The sequence below is a fragment of the Magnetospirillum moscoviense genome (assembly GCF_001650635.1).
GTDB classification, from domain to species: domain Bacteria; phylum Pseudomonadota; class Alphaproteobacteria; order Rhodospirillales; family Magnetospirillaceae; genus Magnetospirillum; species Magnetospirillum moscoviense.
In genome coordinates this window covers 1-17,461 of the sequence record NZ_LWQU01000167.1, presented here as the reverse complement: position 1 = coordinate 17,461, position 17,461 = coordinate 1, and the positions used below count along the sequence as shown (strand labels likewise).

Below are 17,461 nucleotides of genomic sequence, written 5' to 3'. Positions count from 1 at the left end.
TCCTTCCGATCCATCGCGCAAAACCTCCCGCGTTTCCGCCATTCTACACGATATCAATACGAATTGCGAATAGAGCCATAGAAAAACTTGTCGTCCAGCACGCCCAACGGCGTCACCGGGCACCCCTGCGGCAGGGTCAGCCGCCCGCGCATCGACCGGGGGATGCGCACCACCTGATAGCCGTTCTCCCCCGGCGGCTGATCGTCATTGGACGGGCCGGCCGGGTCTTCGGCGTCGGCATCGTCCAATCCGGCCGCACCGGGTTCGTCATCCAGCCCGTCGGCGCCCCAATCGTCGCCGATCTCGACCCATTGGACGCCGCGCAATGTCTCGATGCCGTCATCCTGGCCATGTTCCGGCGCGTCGTCACCCTGTCCGCTCACTTCGCCCCCTTCAACACATCGTTGGCATCCTTCGCGCCGGCCATCACGCTGGTGACGTCGGCGACCATGACGCGCTTGCCCTGGTCCTTGAAATTCTTGACCGCCTTGCGGAATTCCTTGTCGGCCGGGCTGCCCGGCGGGTCGGCCTGCTTCCAGATCACGATTTCCGTCACCTTCTCCGGGTATGCCAGGCCGCCCATGTTCGAGACCGACCCGGCCGCATCGACCCGTTCGTCGGGATAGGCCAAGGCCACCGACCAGCCGTCTTCCGGCCCCTCGCACAGATGCACCCTGATCGGCCCGTCGGCCTTCGACAACGGCCGGCCATAGGCCACCTCGCCGGTCCGCTTCAGCACATGGGACCCGTTCCACAGATGGATGACGCCGCCGGCATAGGACCCATAGGACCGCTTGGCCCGCTTGATCGCCGCCTTGACCCAGCCGCCGTCGTCGGTGCGACGCAAATAGGTCCGGTGCACGGCCAAAAAGGTGCCGTCCATGGCGACATAGGGCAAAATGATGGCCGGCAAATAGGCCTCGGGGTCGGTCCCCGGCTTGCCCAGCTCGCCACAGAAGCATTTTTCCTTGTAGCGCGGCGCATTGGCCATGAAGGGCAGTCGGTCAAGGTCGATGCCGCGCCCGGCGTAATAATACTGGGCCGGCGTGTTCATCCACGCCGTCGTCTTGTCCAGATAGATGCGCAAGCTTCGACCGCGCTTCTTCTTGATGTCCTCTTCGCTTTCCTGCGGCCGATTGTCGAATTTATCCAAGGCCTCGCGCGAAACCCTCAGGCTGTCGGGCGCCTTGCCGGTAAAGCCGGCCCAATCCTTGGCCCAGCGCACCCCTTCATTCTTGTCGCCGCTATGCATCAGGGCGATGTGGAACGACAGCGCCGACACGCTTTTCTTGCCGGTGCCCGGCACCGCCTCGCCGGCAAAGTCGGTGACCATGCCCTGGAACTTGCCGCCGACGCCGATGCGGAACGATCCGGCGGTGCGGTCGGCCCGCAACGGGTTGGGGCAAACAAAATTGTTGCCGTCCCGGTGCCCGGCCAGACGCCAGACGCCAAAGATCAGATCGCCGATCCGGGCCCGGAAGACATCGGCCAGCCGATCCAGGTCGATGCTGTCACCCTGCTGGGTCAGGTGAAAGACGGCAGTGATGGCGTTGCGCAGCATCGCCTCCATGCCTTCGGTCATCTCTGGGCGGATGGCCAGCTTCAAGGCCTGGAGGAAGGAGGCGGCCAATTCGTCGATGCGAATGGCCCGGCTGACGGGATCGGACGGCAACGGAATGCGGAAGATGTTGAAAGGGGTCGGCTCGGGGCTTTCCAGGTCGAGCAGAACCAGGCGCTGGTGCGCCTGCCCCTTGTGATCGAGACGAAACAGGTCGAAATGCAGGAAGCGGTCGGCCAGTTCGCCGTGCGGTTCGATCAGGGCGATGCCGTGGCCCTTGCGCACGTCGCGGTAAAGGAACATTTCCATGGTGACGGATTTGCCCGATCCTGACATGCCGAGGATGTAGGTGTGCCGCGTTCTGGCCTTGTCCATGCTGCCGGACCAGGCCCGCGATAACAGCATGGCCATCCCTTCCGGCAGGTAGGCCAGCAGATTGCGGGATATCTGGAACCAAGAAGAGGCGGCCCATGTCCGCAGCAGGGACAACGCCTTGCCGTCGGGTGAGGCGAACAGGTGCAGGGCAAGAGCGAGCAGGCCGGCAATCGCCAACTGGACGGTATTGGTTGCGATGATGGCGGGGCGAACGAAAAGAGCGGAAAAAAATGCTCTGGCGGCGAGTTGAAAAATACCTTTTTTCATAACAAGTTGATGGTTATCTGATAATGACGTGACTTTTATCTCATATTTATTTCGTAAAATATTCTAGCAATCCGTCAATTGCTGTCAATCTGAGAATAATAATGGCTTTTCATGTGTGACAATATTGCTTTTCAATATTTTTCTGGGTGGGTTGAGCGGGGAAACATTTGCATGTTCGCTCTCGGTTCGTATAATGTCGGCAGACACTTAAACTGGTTTCGCCATGCCCAACCGCATCACCATCGACATTCCGGCCTCGGTCGAACTTTCGCCCGACATTCTGCGCGACCAGGAAACCATGCGCGACGCCATCGCCGTGGTGCTCTACAAGCAAGGCCGCATCACGCCGGTGCAAGCCCGCGAAATCATGGGCCTGACTCGGCGGCAGTTCGAGGAACGGCTGTCGTCCTATGGCTTCGCCATGATGGACGAGCACGATTTCGATCAGGAACTTGAGGCGGCACGCCTTCTCTCCCGCAAGCAATGATCCCGGTCGTCGTCAGTGACACCGGCCCGCTGATTTCCTTCGAAAAGATCGAGGGCGGCTTTGCCTTGGTGCGACGCATGGTCGGCGTGGTTCTGGTTCCTCCCCAGGTCTACATGGAACTGAGCGCCGGCCTGCCATTGGGCACCGCTTACAGCGACCATTTTGGGCTTTCCGGCTTGCTGCGTGTTGTCGAGGCTCCGGTGCCGCCGGAGGCCACGCGTGGGCTGGATGACGGCGAACGCCACGCCATAGCCCTTGCCCTGTCTCAGGACGTGCCGCTACTGATCGAAGAGCGGCAGGGGCGTGAAGTGGCCCTGGAGTTGGGGCTGCATGTCTCGGGCGCCGTCGGCCTGATCCTGGCGGCCTGGCAGGATCGGCGCATTTTACAGGACGAGGCGGAATCGGCGCTGCGCGATCTGTTCCGGGCGGGTCGCATCAATCGCGGCTTGTTGGATTTGGCGCTGGCTCGCATCCTTGGTCATTGACCACTATGCACTACGCCGGTAGTGCGCCGAACAACGGGGCGGGTCTCCCGTCGACATAGTGCCAGCCCTGGGCGATGTCCTCTCCCACCGAGGCCAGCGACGCAAACAGGAACCCATCCTTCACTTGGCTCAGTTCGGGGTGCTCAAGGAAGCGTACCTTGGCCGCTTTCAGCGCCCCAGGCTCGTCGAAAATCGACAGCACGAAGGGCGGGCTTTCGTGGTTGTAGCGCCTCGCGAAGGCATTTTCCCGGATGGCCGGCAGATATCCCTCAAGCTGCTCGATGATCCGCCCCGTGCGGTCATTGTGGTGGATTTCAATGGCCGTCAACCGTGTTGACGGCCCGGCCTCGAACTTGGCAATGGCGTCGGGGGTCAGCTTTCCCGAATGGTGAAAAATGGTCGTCGCGGCGACGAGGCTGCGCCGATGCGGTTCGCCCCGATGTCGTCATTGAGGGTGGCAACCTTGCGGTCAGCCCGTCGGGGGCCGAGTGGGATAGCCCGGCTTGCCTCGCTCTATTGACGACGCACTACGACATTCCGAACCGCTTCTTCGACACTATTCACGCCACCAGCGCCGCCGCTGCGCAAGTGTCATGGATGGCGGCGGAAACGTTGGCTCACCTGCCGGATTGCTGGGAAGAAACCGTCCGCGCCCTGATTGTCCATTCTGCGGAGTGGCCGCATCTGGTGGCGGACAAGTTCAATGCGGCTCGAAGGTCAGAACGCGCCAGCTTGCTCCGGACATATGGATTTGGGGTGCCCGACATCCGGAGGGTGCTCGCCTCTGCCGGGAACGACGTCGCCGTTGTCGTCGAGAACGAGATGATGGTGGTGGCCGCCGGTGGAACCATGCCGGAGATGCACTTCTATCAACTCCCGTGGACCGGCGACTTGTTGCGTGACCTGGGCGACACGCCCGTGAAGCTACGGGTGACGCTTTCGTATTTCGTCGAATCCAATCCAGCCGCACGAGGCTGGAAGGGGCGCTACCGTTACGCGTCTCACGGGTTCCGCTTCCATCTGCAGCGGCCGAACGAGTCCGACCACGCATTCTTTGCCCGCCTCAACATCATGGACCGCGACGACGATTGGGATGGGGCCGAAGGCGGCGAGGATGGTTGGTTCCTGGGACCGCGCCAACGGAACCGCGGCTCCCTCCATTCGGACATCTGGGAAGGGCCTGCCATCACTCTGGCTGATCGCCGGAAGCTGGCCATCGTTCCTCTTGGGGGCTGGTGGAAGTCTCCGCGCTCCCCGGAAAAGCGGGCACGCTATTCCCTGGTCGTATCATTGGCCACGCCCACTGACCAAGTGGATCTCTACACCCCCGTCAGCACGGAGCTTGCGACATTGACCACATTGCCCACGGTCATTGAAACGTAGCCGGGCCATCTGTGCGAGTTCTGGTTCGGCACTTGGTCTTCCTCTGTGTCGGGCCAGAGCAACCGATTGAAAACACAGCAGAGAGGGTTGGTTGGCGGTTCCCTTTCCTTCACCAAAGAATGCCAACCGCGATTCCTGCAAAGGGGGCGCGGTTTTTCTTTTCCGTGAAACATTCCGTCACAAAACCTTACAGCTTGGCGGCTGCAAGAGCGGGGTGTGCGTATGATACCATCGCTTCAGTTTGGCGCCTGTGTCGGTGCCATATTCGCTTCAAGCCAATGCTTTAGTAGTGGGGTATTTGGTCTTATGCATCGGCTGACGAAACTGGCCAATCGGGTATGATCACGACCAATGACTAGCGATCAGCTATCCGAGGACGGCGTGGCCCCTGACGTCGTCCTAGAGGAGCACACGGAATCGCTCCCCCAGGAACAGGCCCCCGGCAACGAGGTCAATGCGATCGTCGTTGATGCCGAGGGTTTCGTCGTGTCCGCCGACGGGGTGCAGGATATCGTCCATCAGGCCGCGCTGGAAGGCGATGCCGGCGAGCAGCTGGCCCAGGCCAACGACGCCAAGCCCTTTGTCGGCAAGGGGGCGATCGACACCTTCAAGACCGCCATCGCCTCGGGGGCCGACATCGGCACCGCCATCGACCGTTTCGTCGCCGCCGAGGTGGCGCAGGCGATATCGCGCGGCGTGCCCAAGGCCCAGGCCGAGCGGGCCGCTTCGATGTTCGTCAACGAATTGTCGGGCAACCTGAATGCCGGCCAAAGCCTGAACCTGGCCATCGCCGATGCCGAGCGGGTGTTCGTTAGCGCCATCAAGACCTTCCTGTCGCCGACCGTCGATCCGGTGCTGGCGGCGCTGAGTTCCGGCGCCGGGATCGACGCTGCCATCGCCGGGGCGGGCGCCGGTGGCCGGGGCGCGTCGCGGTCGCTGGGCGACGCCCTGGCGCGCGGCGAGACGCTGGGTCAGGCCGTGGGCAAGGCCAAGAGCGCGGCCGGGGCCCAGGCCGGGGCGGATAAGGATACCAACCCGATCCTGGCGGCGCTGGTCAGCGGCGAGGGGGTGGACAAGAATCTGGGCGCCTTGGCCAAGGATCCGGCCTTCGCCGAACGGTTCGCCGAGGCGCTGGCGGCGGGCAAGGACCCGGCCGCCGCCGCCGCCGACGCCAAGGCGGCGGTGGAGCAGGGGGCCAAGGCCCTGGCGGTTGCGGCGGCCGCCGATAAGGGCGGCGTTCTGGCGGCGTTGGCCACCGGTCAGAACGTCGGCGCCGCCACCGATTCGCCCAGTGGGGCGCTCAACCAGTTGATGGCGGCGGCCGGAATCAGCCAGCCGCCGGCGGCGCCGACCGGCGGGGGCGGCGGGGGCGGGGTGCTGGATGCGCTGGCCTCGGGGGCCAACGTGGCGGCAGCGCTGCAAGGCGGCGGCGCCACCTTCGAACAAAGCCTGAGTGCCGCGCTGGCCAGTGGGACCAATATCGGGCAGGCGCTGGCGCAGGCGGCGACCGCCCAAGCCACCGTCGCCGCCGCCAACAACAAGGTCGCGGCGGCCGCCGCCAATCCGGTTCTGGCCGCGCTGGCGACCGGCAGCGGGAGTCTGGGCGGCAGCGGCGCCGCCTTCAATCAGGCGCTGAGCCAAGCGCTGGCCAGTGGTGTGGCGCCAGCCGCGGCGGTCGCTGACGCCAGCCAGCGGGCCGCCACCCAGGCCGCAGCCTCGGCCAAGGTCGAGGCCGCACCGCCGCCCGCGCCGCCCAGCTTCGCCACCATCGCCGCCACCGCGTCGTCTCCATCCTTCTCGCCGGGCGCGATCGCGACGGCGTCGCAGCCAGCCGCGGCACCCCCGCCGCCGCCACCGCCGCCGCCGCCGCCGCCGGTCTTCGTGGCGCCGCCGCCGCCACCCCCGCCACCGCCACCGCCGCCACCCCCGCCGCCACCGCCACCCCCGCCGCCGCCGCCGGCGGCGCCGCGTCAGGACACCAACCAGGGGCCGGTCAATCAGGCGGTGACATTGACGATCGCCAACAATGCGACGCTGGCCGAGGACGGCTCGCTGGTGGTCAATTTCGCGGCGCAGGACCCCGATGGCGGGATCGTCACCATGGATGCGGTCTCCAGCAATACCGCGATGTTCGGGGCCGGCACCATGACCTTCGGCCAGGGCGCCGGCGGGCGCACTCTGACGCTGGCGCCGGGCCTGCACCAGAACGGCGCGGCCATCCTCACCGTCACAGCGGCCAGTACCGACGGTACCTCTGCTACAAAAACGGTGTCGGTGACCGTCACTCCGGTCAACGACGCGCCGACCGCCACCAACAAGACCGTTACCATGGACGAGGACACCGTCCGTGCCCTGGCCATCGCCGATTTCGGCTATAGCGACATCGAGAACACCGCCATCAGCGCGGTGCGGTTCGAATCGGTGTCGGCCGGGAGCTTGCAATACTTCAACGGCACGGCCTGGGGCGCGGCCACTCTTGCCCAGGCCTACAACGCGTCGGACATCACCGCCGGTAACATGCGTTTCGTGCCGGTGGCCAACGCCAACGGCAATGCCTATTCCGGACTGACCTACAAGGTCAGCGACGGCGATTTGTGGTCGGTGGCCAGCAAGACCCTGACGGTCGACGTCACCCCGGTCAACGACGCGCCGACCATTTCGGCCACGGCGGCATCGACCGCGCGCGGCCAAAGCGTCAGCCTGGCCACCAAGCTGGTTGCCGCCGACCTCGAGCAGGCGGCGGCCAACCTGACCTATACCATCACCGCCGGCCCGACCGACGGCAGCGTGTGGAAAAACGGCGTCAAGCTGGCCAATGGCGGCACCTTCACCCAGGCCGACATCAATTCCGGTCTGGTCAGCTATCTGCATCACGGCGCATATGGGGTGGGCGACGACAGCTTCACCTATTCCCTGACCGACGGCGACGGCGCCACGTTGACCGGGCAGAATTTCGCCCTGACGGTGGGGGCTAACGCGGCGGCGCCCCAGAACATCCACGCCTATGCGGCAAAGTCGTTCGGTTCGCTGACCAGCTTTACCTTTCTGGACGATACCAACCGTTCGTTCTCGGGTGGGACCACGGTGACCTACACGCTGACCGGCGTGTCGGGGCCGTACAGCTCGGCGACCTTGCGCATCGGTGCCAACGATGTCGATTATTTTTGGGGCGAGCGCGACCTGGTCAGGTTCAACGGGAACAATCTGGGCTACCTGCAAGGCCAGAACGACCAGTTCTCGATCACCACCTTCACCGTCAACCCGGCCTGGATCGTCAACGGCACCAACCAGATCAGCGTCACCGTCGATAACGGCTGGGCGGTGACCACCGACTGGGCCAAGCTGACGGTCAGCACCACGCCGCTGACCGGGGCCACGGTGTCGGCCCTGAACATCGTCGGCGGCACCTTGGTCGGCACCACCGCCTATGCCGACACCAGCGCGGTCATCGCGGTCACGAGTTCGGGCAATTACCGCGCCGATTTCAAGCTGGTGTCGCCGGCCGGCGAGATCGTCGCGACGCAGTCGGTGTCGTTCACCGGAACCGCCGGCCAAAGCAATCTGCTGAATGCCAGCCTGGATTATCCGGTCTCCAAGGCCTCGGGCACCTATCAGGTGCAGATGAGCCTGGTTCAGGCCAGCGGCGGCACCGGCCAGACCATCAAGTTCCAGACCTTCGCCCATGTGCAAAACAGCGGCCCGAACATCGCCGAGCCGACCCTGGTCGCCCCGGAAACCGCCGCCATCGGCACCGTGGTCGCCCGGTTCGGCCATTCCGATACCGACCTCAACCAGACCATGACCTACTCGCTGGCGGACAATGCCGGCGGCAAGTTCTCGCTGGTGCAAAACGCGTCGGGTATTTACGAATTGAAGGTCGCCGCCGGCCTGAATTACGCCACCGCCACCTCGCACATCGTCCAGGTCAAGGTTACCGACGCCGCCGGCCTGTCGCGGGTGGAAAGCTTCACCATCAACGTCAGCAACGTCAACACCGCGCCGACCCCCTATGACGTCGGCGCCTACACCTCGGAAGATGTCGCCGTCACCGGGGCGGCCGGTTTCAGCGACCCGGACGGCGACACGCTCAGCTATACGGTGACCGGCCAGCCCAGCCATGGCACCGCCAGCATCGCCGCCGACGGTACCTGGACCTACACCCCGGCCGCCAATTGGAGCGGTACCGACACGTTCCAGCTGACCGCCGACGATGACGGGGCGGGGCCGCACGTTGCGGTCACCTCGACGGTGACGGTGACGGTCGATCCGGTCAACGACGCCCCGGCGGTGACGCTGGCCAAGCCCGCCATGGTGTTCGACGGCAACGATTATCTGACCCTTCCCACCGCGGTGGGGCAGACCGGTGATTTCACGCTGGAAGGCTGGGTCAAGCCGGGCAGCACCGCCAATTGGCAACGCATTTTCGATTTTTCCGAGAATGCCGACGAATACATGTTCCTGACCGTCTCGGCCGATACCGGCAAGCCGCGCTTCGCGCTGTCGGGTGCCGGCGACGGGACCACCGAATCCCGGCTGGATTCTTCGGTGGCGCTGGCTCAGAACAGCTGGAGCCATATCGCCGTGACCCTGTCGGGCACCACCGCGAAGATGTATATCAACGGCGCCGAGGTCGCCAGCGGCACCATCAATGTCGATCGCTCGGGCTTCGCCATCGCCAATGCCTGGATCGGCAAGTCCGGCAATGCCGGCGATCCCAATTTCGTCGGCTCGATGGCCGACATGCGGGTGTGGTCGACGGCACGCACCGCCAGCCAGATCAACCGCAACATGAATAGCGATATCAGCGGCACGACCGGGCTGCAGGCTTGGTACAAGGGCGATTCGGCCAACGATTCCACCGCCAATGCCCGCCATGCCACCAATACCGGCGTGACCTTCTCGGGCGATGCCAGCCGCAGCTTGACCTATTTCGAGGGTGGCAGCGGCCTCGCGGTGATGCCTGGCATCACCATTTCCGACGTCGATGCCCCCACGCAGATGGGCGGGGCGACCATTACCATCAGCGCCAACCTGACCAGCGGCGACACGCTGACCTTCGCCAACCAGAACGGCATCACCGGCAGTTACGATTCCGCCACCGGCGTGCTAACGCTTTCCGGCAACGCCACCTTGGCCCAGTACAAGGCTGCGGTGGAATCGGTGACGTTCTCCTCGACCAGCGCCACACCGACCGCGAACGCCGCGACTCGCACCATCAGCCTGGTCCTGAGCGACGGCGAAAGCGCCAACAATCTCAGCAGCGCCGTCACCAACACCATCGCCGTCTCCGAAAGCGCCTCTCCGGTCTTCGCCGGCGCGTCCGACGGACGCGGTGCCCTGTCGGTGTCGGCCGGCGAGTACGCCCTGGCCAATCTGGGCACCGGCACCATCACCAACACCGCCACCATCGAGATGGTGGTCAAGCTGACCGGCCCGCTGACCAAGCACAATCTGATGTGGGTGGGCGACGGCACCGACCCGGACACCGCCAAGCGCTTCGTCTTCGAGGTCAATAACGGCATCCTGGGCCTGTGGACCAATCCGGCCCGCATCGATTCCACCACCACGCTATCGGCGGACACCTGGTACCACATCGCCGCCAGCTATGACGGCGCCACCGTCAAGCTTTACGTCAACGGCGATCTGGTCCTGTCGCAGGCCACGACCTTAAGCAACTTCCAGCTGACCAACGCCGCGCAATATGTCGGCATCGGCGCCGACATCAACCCGACCCTGTTCCCAAGCGTCGCCCAGATCGACGAGGCCCGGGTGTGGAGCGTGGCCCGCACCGACGCCCAGATCAAGGCCAGCTACAACAAGGAACTGGTCGGTACTGAAAGCGGACTGGCCGGCTATTGGCGCTTCGACGAGGTGGGCAATTCCGCCACCGACCTGTCGGGGAACAACCGCACGGCGGTTTTCGCCTCGAATAGCCTGCCGATGGTGCTGAGGAACGGCAACGACGACCGCACGCTGAATTTCGACGGGGTCAACGATTACGTCTCGGTCGCCGATGCGGCGGCGCTCACGCCGTCGTCGATCACGGTCGAGGCCTGGGTCAAGTTGGACGTCATCAACGCCAACACCCATGCCATCGTCACCAAGGGACCGACCGGCGGGTACAGCTATCACCTGCAGATCGTCAACGGCAAGATCGAGTGGGCGACCGGGGCCAATGGCGGCCAGTCCTTCCTGTCCAGTTCGACCCTGACCGCCGGGCAATGGGTCCACGTCGCCGCCACCCTGGACGCCACGACCGGCGTGTCCAAGATCTATCTGAATGGCGTCGAGAACGCCACGCACACCTATGGGGCCGCCGGCATCCCCGACAGTACCGGTGTCCTGGGCATCGGTGCCTGGAACGATAATGGCACGGTCAGCCGGTATTTCGACGGCCAGATCGCCGATGTCCGGATATGGAGCACCGTGCGCGACCAGACCCAGGTCTCCAGCGACATGGTGACGAAGCTGACCGGGGCCGAATCCGCTCTGGCCTCCAACTGGCGGCTGACCGATGGTTCGGGAACCATTGCTACCAATATCGACAATATCAGCGCCTGGGCGGGCATGCCGGGCACTATCAGTGGCGCCAACTGGGTGGCGGCGACGCCCCGGGTCCAGGACACCCCCGAGCGCGCCCTGTCGTTCGACGGCACCAACGATTACGTCAGCCTGCCGACCGATATCGCCACCACCACCGACTTCACCTTCGAGGCCTGGGTCCGGCCCGACACCGCGACGCCGTGGCAGCGTATCTTCGATGTCAACAACGGCTCCACCACCAAGTTCATGGGCATGGTCAATGCCAGCCAACATAACGGCGGATTGCGCTTCACCATCAGCACCACCGGCGGCGGCGGCGGCGAGCAGATCGTCGAAGGCCCGGCCCTGCAGGTCGGCGTGTGGAGCCATGTCGCGGTGACCCTGGCCGGCGATACCGCCACCCTTTACGTCAACGGTGTCGCCGTGGCGACCTCGACCATCACCTTGAACCCCATCGATCTGGGCGCGACCATCGCCACTCTGGGCAAATCGACGTTCTCGTCCGATCCTTATTACGACGGATTGATGGCCGATGTCCGGGTGTGGAACCTGGCCCGCAGCGGTTCCGCCATCGCGGCGGCCATGAATGCGCCGCTGACCGGCACCGAGACGGGTCTGATCGGCTATTGGCGCACCAACGAAGGCAGCGGCACCACCATCTCCAACGCGGCTGACGGCGGGGCGGCGGGGACCTTGGTCAACGGCACCGCCTGGGCCAATGTCGCCGATCCGGTTTACGACACCCAGCTCGCCACCAATGCCAACACGGTGCTGACCAGCAGCCTGAAGGCGACGAACCTCGATAACGGCGCCATCACCTACAGCATGGCCGGCAATCCGTCCCACGGCACGGTGGCGATGTCTTCGACCGGCACCTTCACCTATACGCCGACGCAGAAATATGTCGGCACCGACAGTTTCATCGTCACCGCGTCCGATGGGGCGACCTCGACCAACCAGACCATCACCGTTGCCGTCAACGATCCGGTCACGGCGGCCTCGGCGGCCAGCCAGTCGCGGGCCAATACCGGCGTCTCGCTGGCGGGCGGCAAGTATCTGGCCAGCAGTTCGGGCGTGTCCTATTCGACGGCGACCTACGAGGCCTGGATCAAGACCACGACCGCCGGAACCTGGGTGGGGATCATCTCGGATCAGGTCACCGGCAGCCAGGGCTCGTTGACCCTGGCGATCAAGAATACCGGCGTCCTGGGGTTCGAGGCGTGGCAACCGGCCGGCGCGCGTACCTATACCGGCACCACCGCCATCACCGACGGTCAATGGCACCATGTCGCTGCCACCTGGGACGGCACCACCGGTGCCATCTATGTCGATGGCATGCTGGAAAATTCGACGCTGACCACCAACGCGGGCACCATGGCCAATTTCGCCATCAACAACCAAACGCTGGTGGTCGGCGCCAACTCTAGTCTGGGCGGCACCTTCACCGGTTCGATCGATGAAGTGCGGGTGTGGAACACGGTGCGCACGGCGACCGAGATCAAGACCAACATGAGCCGGGCGCTGGAAGGCGACACGCCGGGTCTCTATGCCTCCTACGATTTCGAGGAAGGGGCCGTGATCGGAGGTGTCGCCGCCTATAATTCCAGCTCGACGAACAATCTGGTCGAGCAGGGCAGCGGGTCCTTGACATGGACCAATGGCGGCAACCGCGGCGCAGTGGTGCTGAATGCCGGCGATGGCACCAATGATCATGTCGCCTTGACCAACACTGCCGACAGCCTGGACCTTGGCGCGAGCGGTTCCATCGAGCTGTGGGTCAAGCGCCAGCAATGGAACACCACGACCGATCAGGCGATCATCGGCACCGGCGTCGGCAATCAGTCCGAAAACGCCTTCTATCTCAGCGCGCACATGAATGTCGGCCTGCATTTCCGCTATGGCGGCTCGAACCAGACCGGCAGCACCTATATTTGTTACCAAGGCAGCGACAATTGGGCCGCCAATTCGTGGCACCATGTCGCGGCGACCTGGAGCAGCGGCAATCTGAAGCTTTATGCCGATGGGCAACTGGTCGACAGCGCCACCACCACCTTGGTCTTCAGCGATCTCGCTCCGTCCTGGAACCTGGGCCAGGCCCCGGCGAATTCGGGCGATACCACCTGGGCCAGCGGCATGACCGTCGATGACGTGCGCATCTGGACGAGTGTTCGCAGCCAGGCCGAGATCGCCGCAGACATGAATGCGGTCGCGACCGGAAGCGAGACCGGCTTGCAGGGTTACTGGAAGATGGACGAAGCGTCGGGCACCACACTGCTTGACGCCACCGGCCACGGCAATACCGGCACCTTGTCCAACGGGGCCTGGGTCGATAGCGGTCCGTTGCCGGTCCAGACCAGCACCGTCCCGGTCTTGAAGGACACCAATTATGCCATCAGCCTGGACGGCACCAACGATTACGCCTCGGTTTCGGGTATCAATCTGGCCAATTCTTCGTTCAGCGTCGAGTTCTGGTCCTACCGTGGCGGCAATTCCGACGCCGATTACGCGCTCAGCATGGGCACCGTGAACCTAGACGGCAAGGCGATGTTGGCCGGTTACAGCAGCACCTCCGACGCTTTCGTGTTCGGGTTCAAGGGCGATTCCCTGATCTACAACGATGGTGATGCCGACAATGATGTCGGCCAGTGGATCCATTGGGCCGGCACCTACGATTCGGTGAATACCGCCTTGAAGCTTTACAAGAACGGCACCCAGGTGCAGCAGGCCTCGATCAACGAAACTTATTCGGGCGATGCCACCGTGTTTTTGGGTAAATATCTGGATAGCGGCTATTTCGACGGCCGCCTGGACGAGGTGCGCATCTGGTCCGACGTCCGCACGGCGACCGAGATCAAGGAAAACTACACCAAGCATCTGGTCGGCAACGAAGACAACTTGGCCGCCCTGTGGCACTTCGACGAGGCGTCGGGCACGGTGGCCAGCGATGCTACCCTCAACAACCGTGACCTGACCTTGTCCAACGGCCCGACCTGGGACGATCTGATGACCGAAAGCGTGGCGCTGAACGGCTCGTTGCAGGCCCTGGCCCAGGGATCGGAAACCGATTCCGGCGCGCTGACCTATACCTTGATCGGGGGCAATGGCGGGGCGACCCACGGAACGGCCTCGATCGACAATCATGGGGTGTTGACCTATACAGGAAGCTCGCAGGGGACCGACAATGTCAGCTATCAAGTCAGCGACGCGTCGGGTGCGACAAGCGCAGGTATCTTCCAGATCACGGTGACTTAAACGTGCGGGGCAAGGGGACGTAAGATGGGGTTGAACTGGCTGACGGCTGCGGTCGCGTGGTTTCGTCGATCGAACAAGCGCACCAAGTTCATGGCGATTCTGGGCATTCTGGTGGCTCTGGGCACGCTGTTGTCGCTGTTGGCCCGCGTCACCGTGGTCACCGCCGACGATTCCTCGTCCTACCATATCGCCGTGGTCGCCCCCTTGACCGGTCCCAGTGCCGAGGTCGGCAAGTCGATGCGCCAAGGTGCCGCCTTCCTGGTCGACAACATCAACAAGGCCGGCGGAATCAACGGCAGCACGGTGGTCTTGCAGGTCTTCGACGACCAGGATAATGCGGCCGTGGCGGCGGACATCGCCGCCAAGATCGCGGCCGACAGGCGCATCCTGGCGGTCACCGGCCATTGGTCGGCGGCGGCGCAGGCGGTGGCGGCGCCGATCTACAACCAGGCCGGCTTGCCCTTCTTGTCGTTCAGCCCCGGCTGGGCCGAGCAGGCGAGCGAGCACAAGGCCTTTCCGATGCTGTTCGACGCCCGCTCGGAAGCGCGCTTCCTGTCTAATTACGCCCGCAACGTCATCGGCCACAAGCTGATGAGCGTGATCGCCGAGGAAAGCGATTACGGCCGCATCCTGGCCGATTCCTTCACCGAGACCTTCGAACGCTTCGGCGCTCCGCCGCAATTTCGCTGGACCTTCAAGCCGGGCGATGCCGATTCGCTGAAGAAGCTGGTGGAATCCTACCGCGCCAAGCGCGACGAGGCCGGCGCGCTGTTCCTGGCCGCCGACGAGAATTCCGCGCCGCCGGTGATCGCCGCCTTCAAGGCCGCCGGCCTTCGCGTGGTGTGGTTCGGTCCGTCGCGGCTGGCGGTCAGCGCCTTCACCAGGGCCTTCCAGTCCCTGGCGGCCAAGGGCGAATCGCCCGGCAACTTCACCAACGGCCTTTACGCCTCGTCGCCGTTGCTGTTCGACACCGCCAACGAGGCGGCGCAGAATTTCAAGGTCGCCTATGGCATCCGCTTCGGCGCCGAGCCCGACTGGGTGGCGGCGTTCAGCCACGATGCCATCAAGATGGTGGCCGAAACCGCCAAGCTGCGCGGCATCGCCGGCGGCGAAGGCGATATCGGCGGAAAGCGCGCCCGCCTGGCCGAGGCCTTCCTGGCCCAGACCCCGGCTTCGGGGGTGCGCGGCGTCACCGGCCAGATGGTGTTCGGCGAAAGCCGCGCCGCCAGCCCGCCGGTGCTGATGGGCATCTATAACGGCACCACGCCGATTTCGGCCCTGACCCAGTTGCAGCCGATCCCCAAGGGTGCGGTGTCGAACTATATCGAGGAGTTGCGCCAGGGCCGCGCCCTCTATGTCAATGACCGCTTCATGTACAAGACCAACGTGGTCTATGTCGGCCTGCAGGTCACCGAGGTTTCCGAACTGGACCTGGAAAAGGAAACCGCCCAGGTCAAGTTCTCGGTGTGGTTCCGCTATCGCGGCAATTTCGAGCCGCAGGACGTGATCTTCACCAACGCCACCGAGCCTGTGAAGCTGGAAGCTCCGGCCGAGGAGGCCAATACCGGCGACCTGACCTATCGCCTGTACGAGGTCAAGGGCAAGTTCAATCTGAACTTCTCGGGCGCGCCGCGTTCCTATGGCAGCCACATCGTCGGCGTCGCCTTCCGCCACAAGGGCCTGAACCGCAACAACCTGCAATATGTCGTCGACGTGCTGGGCATGCCGTCGGGCGAGGGGCTGAAGCAGCGCCTGATCCAGGACAAGGTGATCGCCCCGGGCCTGGGATGGGAGGTGGACCGCGCCTGGGTGTCGCAGGAAGTCGCGCAGGAAGACGCCTTGGGCTCGCCCAAATATGTCGGCTATGGCTCGATCTCGCCCGATTTCTCGAAGATCGACCTGGGCGTGGTCATCAAGAAGGCCAATCTGTCGCCGCGCGATTTCGTGCCGGCCGAATGGTTCATCTATATCGCCATCTTCGCGGCGGTGGCCTCGGTCATCGCGCACGCCATGGACAGCAAGCAGCAGGGTCGTTTCTGGCACATGCATTCCTATGGCATGCGTCTGGTCGCCTGGCCGATGCTGCTGCTGGCCGGCGGCAATCTGGTGCTGGATTACGCCTACCAGAACCTGCCCTTGGCCCAGGTCTACCTGGCGGTGACGGTCTATGACGGCCTGTGGTGGGCGGTGCCGGCCCGGCTGGTGGTGATGGCGGTGGGCCGTTTCGCCTGGACGCCGCTGGAAGAGAAATCGGGACGCATGATTCCCAACGTCGTCCGGATGTTCGTGGCCTTCATCATCTATTCGCTGGCCTTCTTAGGGATCATCGGCTTCGTGCTGAACCAGCCGATCACCAGCGTCCTGGCCGGTTCCGGTCTGCTCGCCATGATCGTCGGCCTGGCCATCCAGGCCAATATCTCGAACATCTTCTCGGGCATCGTGTTGAACATGGAGCGCCCGTTCGGCGTCGGCGACTGGGTCAAGATCGGCAATGCCGAGGATGCCCGCATCACCGATATCACCTGGCGCACCACCCGCATGCAGACCCGCTCTGGCATGACCATCGCCATTCCCAACGCCAAGGCGTCGGAGTCGCAGATCATCAATTACAGCGTCCAGGGCCGCTCGCGCATGACCATCCACCTGTTCGTCGATCCGGCGCTGCCGACCGAGACGGTCAGAAAGGCGCTGTACGACGCGCCGCTGCAATGCCCGGGCGTGCTGGCCGAGCCGGCCCCGGCGGTCTATTTCGACGGCATCGTCAGCGGCGAGGGCGGCTGGCTGGCCCAATACAGCGTGCAATACTGGATCAAGGATTATTCCGGCAAGACCAGCGTCACCGGCCGGGTGTGGGATGCGGTCTATTCGCGGCTGAAGGAAGCCGGGATCGCGCTGGGCTCGTCGCTGGCCAGCCGTGGCAACAGTTCGGTGCTGAAGGAACTGGACGAAGACGGCAAGGCCACCACCTTGCATGAACGCGAGGACTGGGATGTCATCCAGGACGAGCTGCGCAGCCGGATTTAGTCGGCTCGAGTAATACCGCCCGGCCTATGAAATGACTTTCTCGATCCACGGATAGAAGGCGAGGCTGACGATTCTCTGGGCGTCGGC

The 17,461-nt window shown here is 64.1% G+C and carries 9 protein-coding genes; 6 read left to right on the top strand and 3 right to left on the bottom strand.

Going from position 1 to position 17,461, the window contains the following annotated elements; translation table 11 throughout:
* Window positions 1-53: 53 nt before the first annotated feature.
* Together A6A05_RS15925 and A6A05_RS15920 are read right to left on the bottom strand one after the other, a co-directional pair.
* Window positions 54-383: a hypothetical protein gene (locus A6A05_RS15925; protein ID WP_068503484.1), complete on the bottom strand. Its 330-nt coding sequence runs from the start codon at window positions 381-383 to the stop codon at window positions 54-56.
* Window positions 380-1,963: a DUF7146 domain-containing protein gene (locus A6A05_RS15920; protein WP_172822297.1), complete on the bottom strand. Its 1,584-nt coding sequence runs from the start codon at window positions 1,961-1,963 to the stop codon at window positions 380-382. Before A6A05_RS15920 ends, A6A05_RS15925 begins: the two co-directional genes overlap by 4 nt.
* Before the next feature lie 111 nt (window positions 1,964-2,074).
* Here A6A05_RS15920 and A6A05_RS21325 point away from each other — a divergent pair, with 111 nt between their 5' ends.
* From A6A05_RS21325 to A6A05_RS15910, 3 genes are all read left to right on the top strand, one after another.
* A complete protein-coding gene (locus tag A6A05_RS21325; RefSeq protein WP_172822296.1) occupies window positions 2,075-2,221 on the top strand; it encodes a hypothetical protein in 147 nt (48 codons plus the stop codon).
* Between the two features lie 202 nt (window positions 2,222-2,423).
* Window positions 2,424-2,687, top strand: a complete 264-nt coding sequence (locus A6A05_RS15915) for a UPF0175 family protein (RefSeq protein WP_068503479.1) — start codon at window positions 2,424-2,426, stop codon at window positions 2,685-2,687.
* Window positions 2,684-3,172 carry a PIN domain-containing protein gene (locus A6A05_RS15910; RefSeq protein ID WP_068503475.1) on the top strand — a complete coding sequence of 163 codons (489 nt, stop codon included), beginning with the start codon at window positions 2,684-2,686 and terminating at the stop codon, window positions 3,170-3,172. The genes A6A05_RS15915 and A6A05_RS15910 overlap by 4 nt, the downstream gene beginning before the upstream one ends.
* Before the next feature lie 10 nt (window positions 3,173-3,182).
* On the opposite strand, the gene A6A05_RS15905 is transcribed toward A6A05_RS15910, so the two are convergent.
* Entirely contained in the window at window positions 3,183-3,500 is a 318-nt protein-coding gene (locus A6A05_RS15905; RefSeq protein WP_068503472.1) for a hypothetical protein, read from the bottom strand.
* A 2-nt stretch (window positions 3,501-3,502) separates the two neighbouring features.
* Here A6A05_RS15905 and A6A05_RS15900 point away from each other — a divergent pair, with 2 nt between their 5' ends.
* The 3 genes from A6A05_RS15900 (at window position 3,503) to A6A05_RS15890 (ending at window position 17,374) form a co-directional block, all read left to right on the top strand.
* Entirely contained in the window at window positions 3,503-4,555 is a 1,053-nt protein-coding gene (locus A6A05_RS15900; protein ID WP_082911018.1) for a S8 family serine peptidase, read from the top strand.
* A 351-nt stretch (window positions 4,556-4,906) separates the two neighbouring features.
* The gene (locus A6A05_RS21010) at window positions 4,907-14,350 is read left to right on the top strand and encodes a LamG-like jellyroll fold domain-containing protein (protein WP_156521103.1); all 9,444 of its coding nucleotides are present in this window, start codon (window positions 4,907-4,909) and stop codon (window positions 14,348-14,350) included.
* 24 nt (window positions 14,351-14,374) lie between these two features.
* Entirely contained in the window at window positions 14,375-17,374 is a 3,000-nt protein-coding gene (locus A6A05_RS15890) for an ABC transporter substrate-binding protein (RefSeq protein WP_068503463.1), read from the top strand.
* Window positions 17,375-17,461 lie beyond the last annotated feature (87 nt).